The following is a 15630-nucleotide window of genomic DNA, read 5'->3' as shown; positions in this document are numbered from 1 at the left end:
CCGATGAAAACACTGATTGCATCCCTGTTGCTGCTGGCCGGTCTCGTCTGTGCCGGACAGGCCCGCGCCGCCATCGATGTCTACACCTTCGAGAGCGACGCCCAGGAGCAGACCTTTCGCGAGCTGACCCGCGAGCTGCGCTGCCCCAAGTGCCAGAACCAGGACATCGCGGACTCCAACGCCGGGCTCGCCAAGGATCTGCGGGACAAGACCTACCAGATGGTGCGCGAGGGCAAGGAGAAGCAGGAAGTGGTGGACTACATGGTGGCCCGCTACGGCAACTTCATTCTCTATGATCCCCCCCTGATGGCCTCGACCCTGATCCTCTGGCTTGGCCCCTTGTTGGTCATCGTGATTGGCGTCGTCACCGTGGTGGTGCGAAGCCGCCGCCATGCCCCTGCTCCCTTGCAACAGCCTGAAGGCACCCTGAGTGCAGAAGAGCAGGCCAGGCTGTCCGCCCTGCTCAAAGAGGAAGAGAAACCATGACCCCATTCTGGATACTGGGTGCGGCCCTGCTGGTGCTGGCGAGCCTGGCGCTGATCGTGCCGCTGTGGCGCGGCGAGGGCAGGCAGAGCATCAGTCGCTCGGCCCTCAACAAGCAGCTCTATCGCCAGCGCCTGCTGGAGATAGGGGAAGAGCGGGAGCAGGGGATACTGGCGGAGGAGCCGGAATCCCTGGTGGAGCTGCAGCGCAGCCTCCTGGACGACATTCCCGACGTGGAGCAGACCGCCCGTGGCGGCAAGAGCCTGATCTGGATCCCCGGTGTGCTGGTGCTGGCGGTGGTGAGCATCGGCCTCTACGCCAAGCTCGGCGCCTGGCAGGAGGTGAGCCGCTGGCAGGATGCCAGCAGCCGGTTGGGGGAGCTCAGCAACCGCATCCTGGTGGAGCGCGACGCCCGGGTGACCGAGCAGGATCTGCTGGACTTCACCCTGGCCCTGCGAACCCGGCTGAAAGAAGAACCGAACGACTATCGCGGCTGGCTGCTGCTGGGGCGCCTGACCCTGGATGGCAATGATCCCGAGATGGCCCGCGAGGCGCTGGAGCGTGCTTACGCCCTCGCGCCCCAGAAGGCCATGGTGGCGGTGCCCTATGCCCAGGCCCTGATGATGACGGGGGAGGAAGCCCGTGCGGATCAGCTGTTGCAGGCGGTCATTGCCGAGGACCCGGCCAACATCGAGGCCCGCTCCGTCCACGCCTTCATGGCCCTGCAAAAAGAGGATTTCCAGACCGCCCTCGACCGCTGGCAGGGGATGTTGCCGCTGCTGGAGCCGGGCTCGGCCCGCTACACCATGGTGGAGCGCTCCATGGAGTACGCCAGGCAGCAGCTTGGCCAGCGTGGCATCGCCGTGACCACCCCGTCTGCCGAAGGCCAGGCACAAGCCGAGGTGCTGGCGGTGAAAGAGGGGGAGTTCCCCCTGCACATCACCCTGGCGCCGGGTATAAAGATGCCGGAAGATGCCCATCTGTTCGTCTTTGCGGTGATCCCCAACGGTCCGCCCATGCCCATCGCGGTCAAGCGCATTGCTGGCCCGCATCTCCCGCTCACCCTCTCCCTGGGGGACGGGGATGCCATGATGGAGGGGAGCAAGCTGGCGGCCCATGCCGAGCTACAGTTCAAGGCGCGACTCTCCCGGGGCGGCAACGTCATGAACAAGGAAGGCGCCTTTGAAGGGGTTTCTGTCACCGTGCCGACCAGCACCATCCCCACAGCGCCGATTGACATCCGCATCGATCACGCCCTCTAATACGCTTTTGGCCCACCCCTTGGGGTGGGCCCCCTGTATAATTCATATCAATACCCAAAAAAATCTTAGGACTTTCATATGTATCTGCGTTCAGGAGCATTGGCGGTGGCATTGCTGCTCGCGGGCTGTGCGGGCGGCCCTCCCAAGCCGGGCCCGGAGAGCCTGGATCTCGGCGAGACCCCGAGCCGCCCCGGGGCATCCAGCACGGCCAGCGATCCTCGCGACCCCTTCCAGGGGCCCAACCGTGCCATGTGGGCCGTCAACTATGACGTGCTGGAGCCCTATGTGGCGCGCCCCGTGGTACACGGCTATGCCCGCTATGTCCCGCAAGGAGTGAGGGACAGCATCGAGAATTTCGTGGACAACTTCGACGAGCCGAGCAGCATGGTAAACCACCTGCTGGTGGGTGATCTGAAAGGGGCCGGTACCAACCTGGGCCGCTTCACCCTCAACACCACTGTGGGCCTGCTCGGTCTGTTCGACGTGGCCAAGCATGCGGGCCTGGCTCGCAACACGCTGGAGATGGACACCGTGCTCGGCAAGGCCGACATCGGGGATGGCGCCTATCTGATGGTGCCGGTCTACGGTCCCACCACCACCCGGCAACTGGTGGGGGATACCATCGATACCATCTACTTCCCCTATGCCCTGCTGACCTTCCCGCTGAAGGTGGTGCACTGGGCGCTGGATGGCCTCGGTACCCGCTCCAAGCTGATCGATCAGGAGCGCATCATCGACAACGCGCTGGATCCTTACGCCCTGACCAAGGACTTCTACTTGCAGTACAACGATGGCAAGGTGACGGGCCGCAAACCCGAGCTCCAGGAGCAGAAGCCAGAGGCGGCGGATGATGGCAACCTCGACGATTACATGGACGAGATAGACCAGTAAGCACGGTCATCTTCCACAAGGCGCCTGCGGGCGCCTTTGTTGTCGATGGCAGGTATTCGACCATAAAAAAACGCCCCGCAAGTGCGGGGCGTTTTGGCAAGAAAGGCTTATCAGGCAGCCAGGTTCTTGGCCACGAATTCCCAGTTGACCAGGGCCCAGAAGGTTTCCATGTACTTCGGACGCAGGTTGCGGAAATCGATGTAGTAGGCGTGTTCCCACAGGTCGACGGTCAGCAGCGGGGTGGTACCGGCTTCGGTCAGCGGGCAACCGGCGTTGGAGGTGTTGACGATGGCCAGGGAGCCGTCAGCCTTTTTCACCAGCCAGGTCCAGCTGGAGCCGAAGTTGCCGATGGCAGACTTGGTGAACGCATCCTTGAACTCGGCGAAGGAGCCGAAGGCCTTGATGATGGCATCGGCCAGGGCGCCAGTGGGCTCGCCACCGCCGTTCGGGGAGAGGCAGTGCCAGTAGAAGGTGTGGTTCCAGATCTGGGCAGCGTTGTTGAAGACGCCACCAGTGGAGGTCTTGATGATCTCTTCCAGAGACTTGCCTTCAAACTCGGTACCCGGCACCAGGTTGTTCAGGTTGACCACGTAGGTGTTGTGGTGCTTGCCATGGTGGTATTCCAGGGTTTCCTGGGAGATGTGCGGTTCCAGAGCATTGATTGCATAGGGCAGAGCGGGAAGTTCGAAAGCCATTTTCTACTCTCCATTGGCTGGTCCGTGCGAAGGCGACGGTTGCAAGACATTGCGTACTCTTTTCTATCTTGAAAAGAATTGTTCTTGAAATGAGGGGGCCAGACGGCCCAAAGCCCGTCGATTGTAGCAGTATCAAAGATGGGCGAACAACCCTTGATTCTTGCCATGATCCGGATCAAGCTGCGGCGTATTGATGCATGACTTCTTTCATTCGCAACGGTTTGCCAGTTTGTGGTCTGCCCGGATTGCAGTAGAATGGCCGCCGAAATCGCTCCAGTGAGGCATTTATGGAAACTATTGAAAAGATCAAACAGCAGTTGGCTGAGAATCCCATCATCCTCTACATGAAGGGATCCCCCAAGCTGCCCAGCTGCGGTTTCTCTGCCCAGGCCTCCCAGGCCCTGATGTCCTGCGGCGAGCCTTTCGCCTATGTCGACATCCTGCAGAACCCGGACATCCGCGCCGAGCTGCCGAAATTCGCCAACTGGCCCACCTTCCCGCAACTGTGGGTCGAGGGCGAGCTGGTCGGTGGTTGCGACATCATGATCGAGATGTTCCAGGCCGGCGAGCTGCAGACCCTGATCAAGGAAACTGCCGCCAAGCACAAGCAGGATGACGCTGCCGCCGAATAAGGCCGCATTCATACCATGCAAAAAGGGGAGCCACTGGCTCCCCTTTTCTTTGTGCCCACGACAGACATCAGGCGATGCGCTCGAGGCGCGCCATGTAGAAGCCGTCGAAGCCGGTCTCGGCCGGGCTGACGTTGTGATCGCCGATCAGGCGGAAGTGCTCGTTGGCGGCGAGGAACTTGTCCACCTGCTGGCGGTTCTCCTCGGGCAGGATGGAGCAGGTGGCGTAGACCAGCAAGCCGCCCACCTTCACCATCTGGCTGTAGCGCTGCAGGATCTCCTCTTGCAGGGCGACCAGCACCGGCAGGCGCTCGGCGGTGTCGCGCCACTTGGCATCAGGGTTGCGCTTGAGCACGCCAAGGCCGGAGCAGGGGACGTCCAGCAGCACGCGATCGGCGCTTTCTTTAAGGCGCTTGACGGTCTTGCTGCTGGTGATGACCCGGGTCTCCACGTTGTGGGCACCGGCGCGGCGGGCGCGCTGCTTGAGGTTCTCCAGTTTCCACTCTTCCACGTCCATGGCCAGCAGACGGCCCTTGCCCTGCATCATGGCGGCCAGGTGCAGGGTCTTGCCGCCGGCACCGGCACAGGCGTCGATGACCCGCATGCCGGGCTTGACGTCGAGGGCCGCGGCCACCAGCTGGGAGCCGGCATCCTGCTGCTCGAAGCAGCCATCGGCAAAGGCCTGGGTACGGAACAGGGCGGCGTCCGAGGTCACTTGCAGGGCGGTCTCCACTCCGTCGACGGGCACTGTGGTGACATGCTCTTTGGCCAGCATGGCTTGCAGCTCGTCCCGGGTGCACTTGAGGGTGTTGACCCGCAGGTAACGCTTGGGCATCCAGGCCAGGGCGGCACGCTCGGCCGGCCAGGCGTCGCCCAGTTGCTCGCTGCCGAGTTTTTCCAGCCAGGCAGGGCAGCCGTCCATCAGCACCGGGTTCTTCTTGGCTTCGGTCAGGCGGCGGCGGAACGCCTCCTCGTTGAAGCGATCCAGGGTCGGGTGGTTAGGCTGATCTATCTTGTGGAAGGCGTGCCAGCTGTGCAGCAGCGGCCAGACATTCTTCTCCGCCTGACGGACCTGGATGCCGGTGAGGAAGCAGTAGAGGCTGAGGCGGCGCAGCAGATCGCCGGTGACCAGGGCAATCCTTGCCTGTTCTTGCGGTTTGAGTTCGATGCCGGAGAAGTGACGTGCATAGGCGCGGTCGAGGGTAAGACCCTGACCCAGCACATCGTCAACGATGGCAACGACCAGATCCCCGAAACGGGGCAACAGTGGGGACTTGAGCATGAGATTAACCTTGGCCAAAGAAAGAGTGAACCGGCCCCGTCGAAGAGGGGTTCTGGAACGGACAAATCCGCGCCATGATAGGGGCTAGTCTGCATTGGTGCAACCTTCCCCATTCGGGGAATGTACAGAGGATGTTGCTGGACTAATCGGACCAGCGGGCAAATGATGCCGTGGCAGTTCAGGTGAATCCGTTTAAAAAGGAATTAAAAAGATGCAGTTGATGAAATATTCTCCGCTGGCGGTGCTGGTGGCGGGTCTGATGACGTCCGGCAACCTGATGGCCGGCGAGTGGCATACGGTCACGGCGCGGGCCACCGCCGCCGATGGGTACGAGGTGAGGGCCAGCCAGTATCGCATCGTCACCGTCTCCACCGATTACCTGGCTGCCCTGAAGGGGGGCGAGCGCCGCCTGACCTTGCCTCTGCCGGATGGCAAGGAGGTGACCTTCAGCCTGCAACCCTATGATCTGCTGCCGGCGGATCTGGCCGCCAAATATCCCGATATCCTGGCCTTCAAGGGGCACAACGAAGCGGCGCCGGGCGAGACCGGGCGCTTCGATCTCGGTCCCCAGGGATTCCACGCCATGTTCAGCCATGAAGGGAAAATGGTGTTCGTCGATCCCCTTCGCAACGGGGAAGGCTATGCCGTCTATTACCAGCAGGATGCCCACAGCCGGCTGGAAGAAGAGGCGGACAAGGTGATCGGGGGCGAGGCCAAAAAGCTGGCCCGCCAGGTGCTGGTGGATGGCAACGAGCGCAAGCGTTATGTCATCGCCATCTCGGCGGCGGGGGAGTATACCCAGTATCACGGCGGTACCGTGGAGGCGGGTCTTGGCGCCATCACCACCCTGCTCAACCGGGTCAACGAGGTCTACCAGCGTGACGTGGCGGCCGAATTCCAGCTGGCCAGCGGCAACGACACCATCATCTTCACCGACGTGGCGAACGATCCCTTCAACAATGATGACGGCGATGTGGATGCCAACATGCAGGTGCAGGCCGATGCCCTGACCAAGGGTCTGGGGGCCTTCGACATCGGCCATGTGGTCAATACCGGTGGCGGTGGCCTGGCGGGACTGGGCGTACTCTGCACCCCTGACAAATCGGCGGGGATGACGGGCTCCTCCGAGCCGGTGGGGGATGCCTTCTTCATCGACTACGTGGCCCACGAGATTGGTCACCAGTTTGGGGCAGACCACACCTTCAACGGCACCACAGGCAGTTGTGGCGGCGGCAACCGGGAACCAAGCCAGGCCTGGGAGCCGGGCAGCGGCAGCTCCATCATGGCCTATGCGGGGATCTGCGGAGACGAAGATCTGCAGCCCCACAGCGAGCCCTATTTCCACAGCAAGTCCATCGAGCAGATGCGGGCCCACATGGCCACGGAGCCAAATTGCGGCACCCCGTTGGCGCTGGTCAACAATGCGCCCCAGGTGGCGGCAGGCAATGACTACGTCATCCCTGCCAACACCCCCTTCGTGCTCAAGGGGGCGGGGGCCGATCTTGACGGCGATCCGCTGAATTACACCTGGGAGCAGATCGATCTGGGGACGGAGTCGAGCAGTCCGGCCACCATGGTGGACGACGGCAGCCGCCCGCTGTTCCGTTTCGTGGCGCCGACCAGCGTGCCGGAGCGCACCCTGCCGAGTCTCACCTCCCTGCTCACCAACACCCTGGCGATAGGGGAGGCCTGGCCTGCCACCAACCGGGACCTGAACTTCCGCCTCACGGCGCGGGACGGCAAGGGCGGTGTCGCCAGCGATGACATGAAGATCCAGGTGGTCAACACCGGCAAGGCCTTTGCCCTGACCAGCCCGGTGGTGACCCCCCTGGGGGCGGGCAAGACGCAGACCATCAGTTGGGAAGTGGCCGGCACCAATGCCGCCCCCATCAACTGCAGCAAGGTGGATCTCTTCATGACCCGGGACGAGGGGGCAAACTGGACTCCCCTTGCCAGCGGCAAACCCAACTCGGGCTCGGCGAGCGTCACCATCCCGGCGGGCCAGGATGGCACTGCCCGCTTGAAGGTGGCGTGCAGCGACAACATCTTCTTCGCCATCAGTCCCCTCAAGCTCTCGGTCACCCAGCGCGGTGAAGAGGGGGGAAGCGGTGGCGGCGGTGCCCTCGGCTTCTGGACCCTGGCCCTGGCGTTGCTGGGCTGGCAGCGGAGGCGGGCATGAGACTGGCCGGGGTGCTGCTGCTCACCCTGCTCGGTGGTTGTCAGGCCGATGCAGACACCCTGGAACAGGCGGTCAGCGCCAGCCTTGCCAGGCAGGATTACCGGCTGATCGTGCGGGCCGGGCGCGGCGAGGTGGCGCCCGGGATCGCGGCGGATCAGCAGGCGGCGGCCAAGGCGCGCTGCGGCGTGCGCTATCTCGATGGATTCGGGGATGTCATCAAGCCGGATCAGAAGGAGGCCCATGCCAGGCTGAGCGCCTATGCGGCGGACTACAACCGGCGCATGCTGGCCCATTGCCCGCCGGTTGACGGCAAGCAGTAGGCTGACGGTCATCGGCATAAAGAGGGAGGCATGAGCCTCCCTCTTTTTTTGCTCCGCCATTTGGCCGCCCCGAGGCTTGTACCCATGGCGCGCTCGTCGCACAATGCCTGCACCCATCGCCGCACGGGCGGCAGAGAAAGAGAGAAGGAAAATCAAGATGATGGATGTGGCTGATCTGCGTCGCGAATACACCAGGGGTGGACTGCACCGGGCCGATCTGCCGGCCGAGCCCCTCGCCCTGTTCGAGAAGTGGCTGGCCCAGGCGTGCGAGGCCAAACTGACCGATCCCACCGCCATGGTGGTGGGCACCGTGGATGCCGATGGCCAGCCCTGGCAGCGCACCGTGCTGCTCAAGCACTACGATGCCGAAGGCATGGTGTTCTACACCAACATGGGCAGCCGCAAGGCGCATCAGCTGGAGGGCAACCCCCGTATCAGCCTGCTCTTCCCCTGGCATACCCTGGACAGACAGGTACACGTGACCGGTCGGGTGGAGAAGATGAGCACCTTCGAGGTGATGAAGTATTTCCACAGCCGTCCCAAGGACAGCCAGATCGCCGCCTGGGTCTCCAAACAGTCGACCCGCATCTCGGCCCGTGGCGTGCTGGAGGCCAAGTTCCTCGAACTCAAACAGAAGTTTGCCAATGGCGAGGTGCCGCTGCCGAGCTTCTGGGGTGGTTTCCGGGTGCGCATCGACACCGTCGAGTTCTGGCAGGGCGGGGAGCACCGTCTGCACGATCGCTTCTATTACACCCGCGAGGGGGACGGCTGGCACATCGCGCGCCTGGCACCCTGATGAACATCGCCCGGCTCAAGAACTTCACCGAGATAGTGAAGAACAACTTCAACATCTCGGCGACGGCGGAGAAGCTCTATACCTCCCAGCCGACCCTCAGCAAGCAGATGAAGATGCTGGAAGAGGAGCTAGGGCTGGCGCTGTTTACCCGCAAGGGCAAGAACCTGTCGGGCCTGACCCCCATGGGGGAGCAGGTGATGGAGCTGGCCAGGGGAGTGGTGGCCCAGGTGGAGCAAATTGGCCAGCTTTCCCTCGGGGATCAGCTGGCCACCAGCGGGGTGCTGCGCATCGCCACCACCCACACCATGGCCCGCTACAAGCTGCCGGCGGTCATTACCGAATTCTCCCGCCGCTACCCCGAGGTGAGCATCCAGCTGCATCAGGGAGCCCCTGCCCAACTGGCGCAGATGGCGCAAAACGGGGATGTGGAGATGGCCATCGCCACCGAGTCCATGCACCTGTTCGACGAGCTGGCGACCGTGCCCTGCTATCGCTGGGGGCGCAGCGTGGTGGTGCCCCACGGCCATCCGCTGCTGGACTGCCAGCCGCTGGCCATGGCGGATCTGGCCCGGTATCCCCTCATCACCTATGTGTTCGGTTTCACCGGCCGCTCCAAGATGGACAAGGCGTTCGGTCGCCATGGCCTCAGCCCCCGCATCGTGCTGACGGCCACCGACAGCGACATCATCAAGCACTATGTGCGCCTGGGGATGGGTGTCGGGGTGATCGCCACCTCGGCGTTCGACGAAGGGGACAGGGAGAGCCTGGTCTGCCTCAACATCGATCATCTGATCGCCTCGAGCGTGGCCCATGTGTGCCTGCGCAGGCACGCCCACCTGCGGGACTACATGTACGACTTCATCCACCTCTATGCCCCCCATGTGAGCCGGGAGACGGTGCAGCTGGCGCTGCTCAACCAGGGAACGCCCGCCCCGTCTGCGACCCTGCCCTGGCTCTGAAGGCCGTCAGGGGGAGTCAGATGTGCTGCATAGAGGCAAAAAAGAGAGGCCAATGGCCTCTCTTTTTTGTGATAAGTGGTGTCCTGCGCTGCCTTTTCCCGGTGATCCCTCTCTCCCGGCTATCGTGGTCACCATATTGACGGCGCTCCGGGTGCCGAGCAGCAGATCGCCATCATCCAGCAGGGCTTCGGGGTGCGGCAGCCCCCTTGCTGCTTAGGGGGTTCGGGTCGCCAGATTGACGAGTATCTGGGCACCGATCAGCAGGCAGTCATCATCCGGGTAGTAGGGGATTGACGTGGTGCTGGTAGTGGCAGATCCCCCTGGCCCGTCAGTCGACCCTGGTCGCCAGATTGACGAAGATCTGGGCTCCCACCAGCAGGCAGTCGTCGTCCAGGTAATAGGGGTTCGCGTGCAGGTAGTTGCAGATCCCCTTGGCCTGATTGCCGCTGCCGAGAAAGAACATGGCCCCCATGCGGCTTGGCGTGGCGTTGATCATGTAGCTGAAGTCCTCGCTGCCGGTCATGGGCTGGCCCTTTGCGTTGATCCCGTCGCTGGACAACACATCCGAGGCGGCTTGTTGCAGGCGCTCGCAGGCCTGGGGGTGGTTCTCCACCGCCGGGTAGCCGGCATGGACCATGGTGGTCTTGAAGCCGCGCAGCTCGCTCTGGGCGATGATGTCCCTGAAGCTGTTTTTCAGGATCTGGTCGGTTTCGGCATCCATGGCGCGGATGGTGCCACGGGCCTGCACATGATCGGCGATGGCGTTGGGAATGGTGCCGCCGTTGATCATGCCGCAACCAAAGACCGCCGGGCTGAACGGGCTGGTGCGCTTGGCGACGATGTAGTCCATGTCCTCGATGATCCGCACCGCCTCCCGGATGGCATCCAGCCCCTTGTGGGGGGTGGATCCGTGGGCGGAGATGCCGTGCACATCGAGCGTCCAGGCAGATCCCCAGGAGGACATGACCCCCTGGTTGAACTTGATGGTGCCCGTCTCCATGGCGCCGTCGTTGTGCAGGGCATAGACCTCGTCCACCCCCTTCATGCAGCCAAGCTCCACCATCTTTTCGGCCCCGGGGACACGCATGTCCTCTTCCGCCATCTGGAAGATGAAGCGGACGTTGTACCGCAGGCGCTCGCGGTTGGCGGCCAGACACTTGGCGGCGGTCAGAGCGATCGCCATGTGGGAGTCGTGGCCGCAGTTGTGGGCCATCCCCTCATGGGTGGATTTGAACGTCACCTCGCTCATGTCGTGCATCTCCAGGCCATCCATGTCGGCACGAAAGGCAATGGTGGGCAGGGTGGGGTCGACCGCCAGATCCCCGTGAAAACCGGTGAAGCCGGGATACAGGGTGATCCTGTAGCCGAACTTTTCCATCAACCCACGGCAGTAGGCAGAGGTCTTGAACTCGGCCCCGGAGTATTCCGGGATGCGGTGCAGGTGGTGGCGCACTTCGTAGCTGAAGTCGCGCAGGGCCAACAGGTCAGGTTCGATATGGTAGTGGTTCATCAGATGATCCCTTGAATGGAGAAACCGAGCTGGGCAACCAGGGAGGCGCCAAAGAAGCAGCAGGTGGAGACGATCATGAAGATGAGGATCACCTTCCACGACATCTTCTTGAGCTCCTCCAGCTGACCGCCCACCGAGAGGCCGGCGAAGGCCAGGAGCGGCACGCAGCAGGAGAGGAAGGAGATCTTGGCCACGGCATCGATGAAGAGGCCGCGCACCGGGGTCTCGGGCAGGCAGATGAGAATGCCGATGATGGTGGCATAGGCAAAGGCCGGCAGGGAGGAGGGCAGATAGCGCTTGGTCACCAGGGAGGCGAACACCACCAGGGACATGGCGACGAAGCTGTCCCCCATCTGCCACAGCGGCAGGCCCGAGGTCAGGGTCTGGGTGAACATGGCCAGCAGGATCGCCAGGAAGACGAAGCGCATATCCATCACGATGCTTTTCATGCTTTCTCTCCTTTGGCGGTCAGGGCATAGATTTTTTCAGCGAGCGGCAGACCCAGATAGGTGAGGGAGAGCGCCCCCAGGGCCGACGAGAGCAGATTCGAGGCGGCGGCGATGCTGAGCACCTGCTGGGCCATCGCCTCGTCCAGGCCGTTGATGAGGGCACCGGAGGCGGCGCTCAGCATGGAGCCGGATCCCACGCCGGAACCGGCGGCCAGGGCCAGGGGATGCAGCCCCGTGAGGGGGGCGATGCTGCCAAGCACGCTGAACCAGAGGGTGCCGATGACGGAGCCGCACAGGTAGATGGCGAGCACGCCGATGTACTCCTGGGAGCCGGTGCCGAACTTGCCCTGGATCACCGCGACCGAGGGTTCACGGCTGATGGAGGAGCAGGCCCCGATGGCGCGGCGGCCAAAGCCGAATTTCACCGCCAGCGGAATGGCGATGAGGATGGGCAGGAGGTTGCCTATCTCCTGCAGGAAGAGCGGTACGCCGACGCTCAGGATCATCTTGAGGTTGGGGATGATCATCCCCGCATACTGGGTCCCGAGGATCAGCAGGCTGAAACCCACCATCTTGCCGCAGAAGCCCTCTTCTCGCTCGGTGAAGAGTCTCTTCCAGCCGGGAATGCGATCCTTGACGGGCTTGGCGGAGACGATCATGCCGATGATGACGGCAAAGAGCATGGGCAGGATGGGGATGATGGCGATGCCGAGTCTGATCTCCTGCTTCCCGATGAGGGATTGGGCCACGAAGATCAGCAGGGCGGTCGCCAGGGTACTGACTACTACCGTTTTGAGTGGGCTGGTTGGCTGCATAGTGTGTTCTCTTGTTATCCGTTGTCCTTCATGGGCGTCTTTGGTCACGCCATGATGGGGGCATGATAGGAAGCGAGGAGGGGAAGGAATGTGACCGCCATCAAGTCAGCCATATGGCATTTTTTCATGGGGTATGCCGTTTAACCATGGTAAATATATGGTTTAACAACTCATTGGCAGCTGCTTATGCTGCCTCAGACAGGAGTGTGGTGCCGCCCGGGCACCCGGTGCCTGATCCGGGGGGCGGATGTGGGGGAAGGAATGGATCTGTATATCGAGGGTGCGCTCTGGCGCCCCTCCTGGCAAGCGGCGTTGCAGGCCTGGCAGCACCAGGGAAACCGCTGGTGGCTGCTGCTTGGCAAAGGGGAGGCGAGGGAGATGGCACCCTGGTCGGTCAGCCCGCCAGATGGCATTCTCCGTGCCCGCGACCTGCTTGCCGCCTGGCTGGGGGAGGCCGCCTCCCCGCTGATGGTGACACAGCCGGACCGGCAGATCCTGATCGCTGCCTCCGGCTCCCTGCTGACCCTGGCCAGAGAGAGCGGCCTGCTCACCCTGGGGCCCGCGGGGGCGGATCATCGCCTCGGTGCCGATGACGACCTTGGGGTTGCCCTGCAACGCCTGCTTGCCCGCCGCCTGATGACCCCGGTGCTGCGCGAGCCTGGCGGGCAGGACGCGCTGGTGCTGCGCCCCCTGCTGCCCGGCGATGAGAGCGCCATCCTGCGTTATTGTTCGGATGCGGCGCTCGCCCGCTATACCCTCAACATCCCCCACCCCTATTCGCCGGAGGCGGCGCGGGACTGGCTTGCCCTGAGCGGGCGCAAGGCTGCTCTCGGGCTGGGATGCACCTGGGCCCTGACTCTGCCCCAGGGGCGTGGAGACGAGCCCGCTCCCCTGGTCGGCACCCTCTCCCTGCACTGGCACGGGGAGCTGGCATGGTGGGTCGGCGTGCCCTGGCAGAACAGGGGGCTGGCCACCCGGGCCGCGAGCCTGGTCAGGGCGTTTGCCTTCGAACAGTGGCGCCTGCCTGCCCTCACCGCCCGCCACATGCCGGGCAACCTCGCCTCAGGCCGGGTGATGGAAAAGACTGGCATGCACCATGACGGGCGTCGGCCAGATCCGGCCGATGGCGCCCTCGAGCTCGATCACTGGCGGCTGGATCGCCCGGCGCGCCTGACGGATGCACGCAAAGAGGCGCTGGCCCCCTGGCTGGATGACGAGGAGGTGGTTGTGGCCATACTGCACGATGAGGGGGTGGCGCTCTTCATGGCGGGGGAGGCGACAGAGGGCGAGCAGACACTCAGCGGGCTGAAGGTACGGCGCTATCCCCTGGCCATGCTGGCGCCAGAGGCGCCCGGGGTGCAGGCCCATGGTGGTGGCGCCCTGCTCAAGGAGTGCGGGGATCTGGGCCTCGCCTATCTGCGGCGATTGAGACAGCCTGACGACGGACGCTGATGGCTTGCGCAAGGGCGGTCATCGCGAAGCCTGGTGCGGGGTCTGTCAGGCGTTTTCCTGAGTCCGCCCTCCCATTTTCAGACAAAGGCAGTGAAGAGGCGCACCACTTCTGTGGAATAATGGCCGCCCTGCTGTACGAGGAGTAACGCTGTATGTTGAGAACCGAGCGTCCCGGCGACATGCTGCCAGTCTATGAGCTGGTGAGTGCCGCCTTTGGTCGTCCCGACGAGGCCGAACTGGTCAACCGCCTGCGAGAATGTGGGGCCGCCGTGGTCACCATGGTCGAGGAGGAAGAGTACGAGTTCATGGGGCACCTGATGCTGAGCCCGATCACCATTGAGGGACAGGAAGGGCCCTGGCTGGGACTGGCACCCGTGGCCGTGCATCCCGACTGGCAGGGGCAGGGCATTGGCTCGGATCTGGTGCGGGAAGGGCTGGACACGGCACTGGAGATGGACTGGAAGGCGGTGGTGGTGCTCGGGGATCCCGCCTACTACGCCCGTTTCGGCTTTCGGCCTGCCAGCGACTTCGGCCTGCACTGCATCTATGAGGTGCCGACGGAGTGTTTCATGGCGATGGAGTTGCAACCCGGCGGGCTCGACGGGGTAAGGGGCGAGGTGCTCTATCACCCCCTGTTCGATGAAGAGCCGGTGGAGTGACCGCCTGCCCATCCATGAAAAAGGACCCTGAGCGGGTCCTTTTTCATGCCATGCCCATCGCTTGAATGGACGTCACTGGGCCAGGGATTTCAGCTGCTGCTTGCCCGGCGGGTTGTTCCAGTCGATGGGGCCGTGGGTGAAACGGTACTGAAGCCTCGGCAGACTCAGTTCCAGCCACTCCTCCCGGAAGTAGGCATAGCCCTGGTCCCAGTCCGGATCCTGCGCCCAGCCGGTTTGCAGGAAGTGGAGCCGGGTGCCCTGGCCCTCCGGCACGAAGCGCAGGCTGACCTGGGTCTTCTGCTGACGAATGTGGGGAAACTGGGGAGGGAAATTCCAGCTGAAGCTGAGCAGATCATGGGGCATGACCGCCATCACCCGGCACCCTTCGCTGCCACGCTCGCCGAGGGGAGCATCGGGTCTGAAATAAATCTCGAACGGTCCGTTGGGTTCCGGGACCATGAGGCACTCCGGCGCCAGAAAACTGCGCAGCCCGCTCTCCGTGGTCCAGGCCCGCCAGACATCGTCAATGTGGGCGGGTACCAGAATACTGCCTTCAATTTGCTTGTTATCCATAAATCAGTGAACCTCAAACCAGTCATGGACGGGACCTCGGCAGTATAGCCCCTGAGGCGATAAAATAGGCAGCCCTGTGTCACACGGTTACGTATTCAAGAGGGTCCACATTGCCGATTTGACAGCCCGGCGGGATCCATCGAGAGTGGGAAGCGACAAGCACGCAACGCAAGGATGGTGTCATGATCAGAATGATGACGGAAGCTGACGAGCCCATGCTGGCGCAGCTCTTCCTCAAGGGAAGGCGCCAGGCCTTCCACTGGGTTGATCCCGCCCTGTTCCGGCTCGAGGATTTTGCCGAGCAGACCCGGGGCGAGGAGATCTGGGTGGCGGAGAAAGGGGGCAGCCCGTGCGGATTCGTCTCCATCTGGGGGGCCGAGAGCTTCGTGCATCATCTCTACGTGGTGGCGGACTGGCATGGGCAGGGCATGGGGCGGGCCTTGCTTGCCGCCGGCTTGGCCGGATACCCCTCCCCGGCCTCCCTCAAGGTGGCCATGCGCAACACCACGGCGATGGCTTTCTATCATCGCCTGGGCTGGGAGAACACCGAAGAGACGGGTCATTGCGACATCACGGGGCCCTGGCGCAGGCTGGTGTTGACGCCCGATGACGCAGGGGAATAAGCCGCTGGCAGACTGCTGCAACCGCACATTGATCTCCAGCCCTTGCAGGGCAT

17 protein-coding genes are annotated in these 15630 nt (G+C 63.3%); 11 read left to right on the top strand and 6 right to left on the bottom strand.

Going from position 1 to position 15630, the window contains the following annotated elements; translation table 11 throughout:
- Positions 1–3: 3 nt before the first annotated feature.
- The 3 genes from AB5Y47_RS16085 (at position 4) to AB5Y47_RS16075 (ending at position 2636) form a co-directional block, all read left to right on the top strand.
- Positions 4–486, top strand: coding sequence for a cytochrome c-type biogenesis protein (locus tag AB5Y47_RS16085; RefSeq protein ID WP_151027477.1), 483 nt, complete (start codon positions 4–6; stop codon positions 484–486).
- Positions 483–1745: a c-type cytochrome biogenesis protein CcmI gene (ccmI, locus tag AB5Y47_RS16080; protein WP_052815848.1), complete on the top strand. Its 1263-nt coding sequence runs from the start codon at positions 483–485 to the stop codon at positions 1743–1745. The genes AB5Y47_RS16085 and ccmI overlap by 4 nt, the downstream gene beginning before the upstream one ends.
- Positions 1746–1823: 78 nt before the next feature.
- The gene (locus AB5Y47_RS16075; RefSeq protein WP_029314176.1) at positions 1824–2636 is read left to right on the top strand and encodes a VacJ family lipoprotein; all 813 of its coding nucleotides are present in this window, start codon (positions 1824–1826) and stop codon (positions 2634–2636) included.
- 110 nt (positions 2637–2746) lie between these two features.
- On the opposite strand, the gene sodB is transcribed toward AB5Y47_RS16075, so the two are convergent.
- Positions 2747–3331, bottom strand: coding sequence for a superoxide dismutase [Fe] (sodB, locus tag AB5Y47_RS16070; RefSeq protein ID WP_261999028.1), 585 nt, complete (start codon positions 3329–3331; stop codon positions 2747–2749).
- 287 nt (positions 3332–3618) lie between these two features.
- Between sodB and AB5Y47_RS16065 the strand changes: the two genes are divergently transcribed.
- Positions 3619–3963: a Grx4 family monothiol glutaredoxin gene (locus tag AB5Y47_RS16065; protein WP_010673955.1), complete on the top strand. Its 345-nt coding sequence runs from the start codon at positions 3619–3621 to the stop codon at positions 3961–3963.
- A gap of 67 nt (positions 3964–4030) precedes the next feature.
- On the opposite strand, the gene AB5Y47_RS16060 is transcribed toward AB5Y47_RS16065, so the two are convergent.
- Entirely contained in the window at positions 4031–5242 is a 1212-nt protein-coding gene (locus tag AB5Y47_RS16060; protein WP_010673956.1) for an RsmB/NOP family class I SAM-dependent RNA methyltransferase, read from the bottom strand.
- Between the two features lie 211 nt (positions 5243–5453).
- Here AB5Y47_RS16060 and AB5Y47_RS16055 point away from each other — a divergent pair, with 211 nt between their 5' ends.
- The 4 genes from AB5Y47_RS16055 (at position 5454) to AB5Y47_RS16040 (ending at position 9496) form a co-directional block, all read left to right on the top strand.
- The gene (locus AB5Y47_RS16055) at positions 5454–7421 is read left to right on the top strand and encodes a reprolysin-like metallopeptidase (RefSeq protein ID WP_346198738.1); all 1968 of its coding nucleotides are present in this window, start codon (positions 5454–5456) and stop codon (positions 7419–7421) included.
- Positions 7418–7741: a hypothetical protein gene (locus tag AB5Y47_RS16050; RefSeq protein WP_010673958.1), complete on the top strand. Its 324-nt coding sequence runs from the start codon at positions 7418–7420 to the stop codon at positions 7739–7741. The genes AB5Y47_RS16055 and AB5Y47_RS16050 overlap by 4 nt, the downstream gene beginning before the upstream one ends.
- A gap of 157 nt (positions 7742–7898) precedes the next feature.
- A complete protein-coding gene (gene pdxH, locus AB5Y47_RS16045) occupies positions 7899–8537 on the top strand; it encodes a pyridoxamine 5'-phosphate oxidase (RefSeq protein WP_103243516.1) in 639 nt (212 codons plus the stop codon).
- Positions 8537–9496, top strand: a complete 960-nt coding sequence (locus AB5Y47_RS16040; protein WP_103243515.1) for a LysR substrate-binding domain-containing protein — start codon at positions 8537–8539, stop codon at positions 9494–9496. Before pdxH ends, AB5Y47_RS16040 begins: the two co-directional genes overlap by 1 nt.
- Before the next feature lie 328 nt (positions 9497–9824).
- Here the strand turns inward: AB5Y47_RS16040 and AB5Y47_RS16035 are convergent, their stop codons facing one another.
- From AB5Y47_RS16035 to AB5Y47_RS16025, 3 genes are read right to left on the bottom strand one after another with little or no spacing between them, the layout of a single operon-like run.
- The gene (locus AB5Y47_RS16035; RefSeq protein ID WP_323938565.1) at positions 9825–11006 is read right to left on the bottom strand and encodes a M20 family metallopeptidase; all 1182 of its coding nucleotides are present in this window, start codon (positions 11004–11006) and stop codon (positions 9825–9827) included.
- Positions 11006–11455: a hypothetical protein gene (locus AB5Y47_RS16030; protein WP_042016367.1), complete on the bottom strand. Its 450-nt coding sequence runs from the start codon at positions 11453–11455 to the stop codon at positions 11006–11008. The genes AB5Y47_RS16035 and AB5Y47_RS16030 overlap by 1 nt, the downstream gene beginning before the upstream one ends.
- Entirely contained in the window at positions 11452–12270 is an 819-nt protein-coding gene (locus AB5Y47_RS16025; protein ID WP_010673963.1) for a DUF3100 domain-containing protein, read from the bottom strand. Before AB5Y47_RS16025 ends, AB5Y47_RS16030 begins: the two co-directional genes overlap by 4 nt.
- Positions 12271–12531: 261 nt before the next feature.
- Between AB5Y47_RS16025 and AB5Y47_RS16020 the strand changes: the two genes are divergently transcribed.
- Together AB5Y47_RS16020 and AB5Y47_RS16015 are read left to right on the top strand one after the other, a co-directional pair.
- On the top strand, positions 12532–13722 hold the full coding sequence (locus tag AB5Y47_RS16020; protein ID WP_319910350.1) for a GNAT family N-acetyltransferase: 1191 nt from the start codon (positions 12532–12534) through the stop codon (positions 13720–13722).
- Positions 13723–13874: 152 nt separating this feature from the next.
- Complete coding sequence (locus tag AB5Y47_RS16015) at positions 13875–14381, top strand: GNAT family N-acetyltransferase (RefSeq protein WP_010673966.1); 507 nt, start codon at positions 13875–13877, stop codon at positions 14379–14381.
- 72 nt (positions 14382–14453) lie between these two features.
- Here AB5Y47_RS16015 and AB5Y47_RS16010 read toward each other — a convergent pair whose 3' ends face one another.
- Positions 14454–14954: an SRPBCC domain-containing protein gene (locus AB5Y47_RS16010; RefSeq protein WP_010673967.1), complete on the bottom strand. Its 501-nt coding sequence runs from the start codon at positions 14952–14954 to the stop codon at positions 14454–14456.
- A gap of 182 nt (positions 14955–15136) precedes the next feature.
- Here AB5Y47_RS16010 and AB5Y47_RS16005 point away from each other — a divergent pair, with 182 nt between their 5' ends.
- Positions 15137–15577: a GNAT family N-acetyltransferase gene (locus AB5Y47_RS16005; protein WP_041212649.1), complete on the top strand. Its 441-nt coding sequence runs from the start codon at positions 15137–15139 to the stop codon at positions 15575–15577.
- The last annotated feature ends 53 nt before the right edge of the window (positions 15578–15630 follow it).

This window comes from Aeromonas sp. R7-2 (assembly GCF_040908105.1).
Taxonomy (GTDB): domain Bacteria; phylum Pseudomonadota; class Gammaproteobacteria; order Enterobacterales; family Aeromonadaceae; genus Aeromonas; species Aeromonas caviae.
This window is presented reverse-complemented; position numbering and strand designations above follow the sequence as displayed.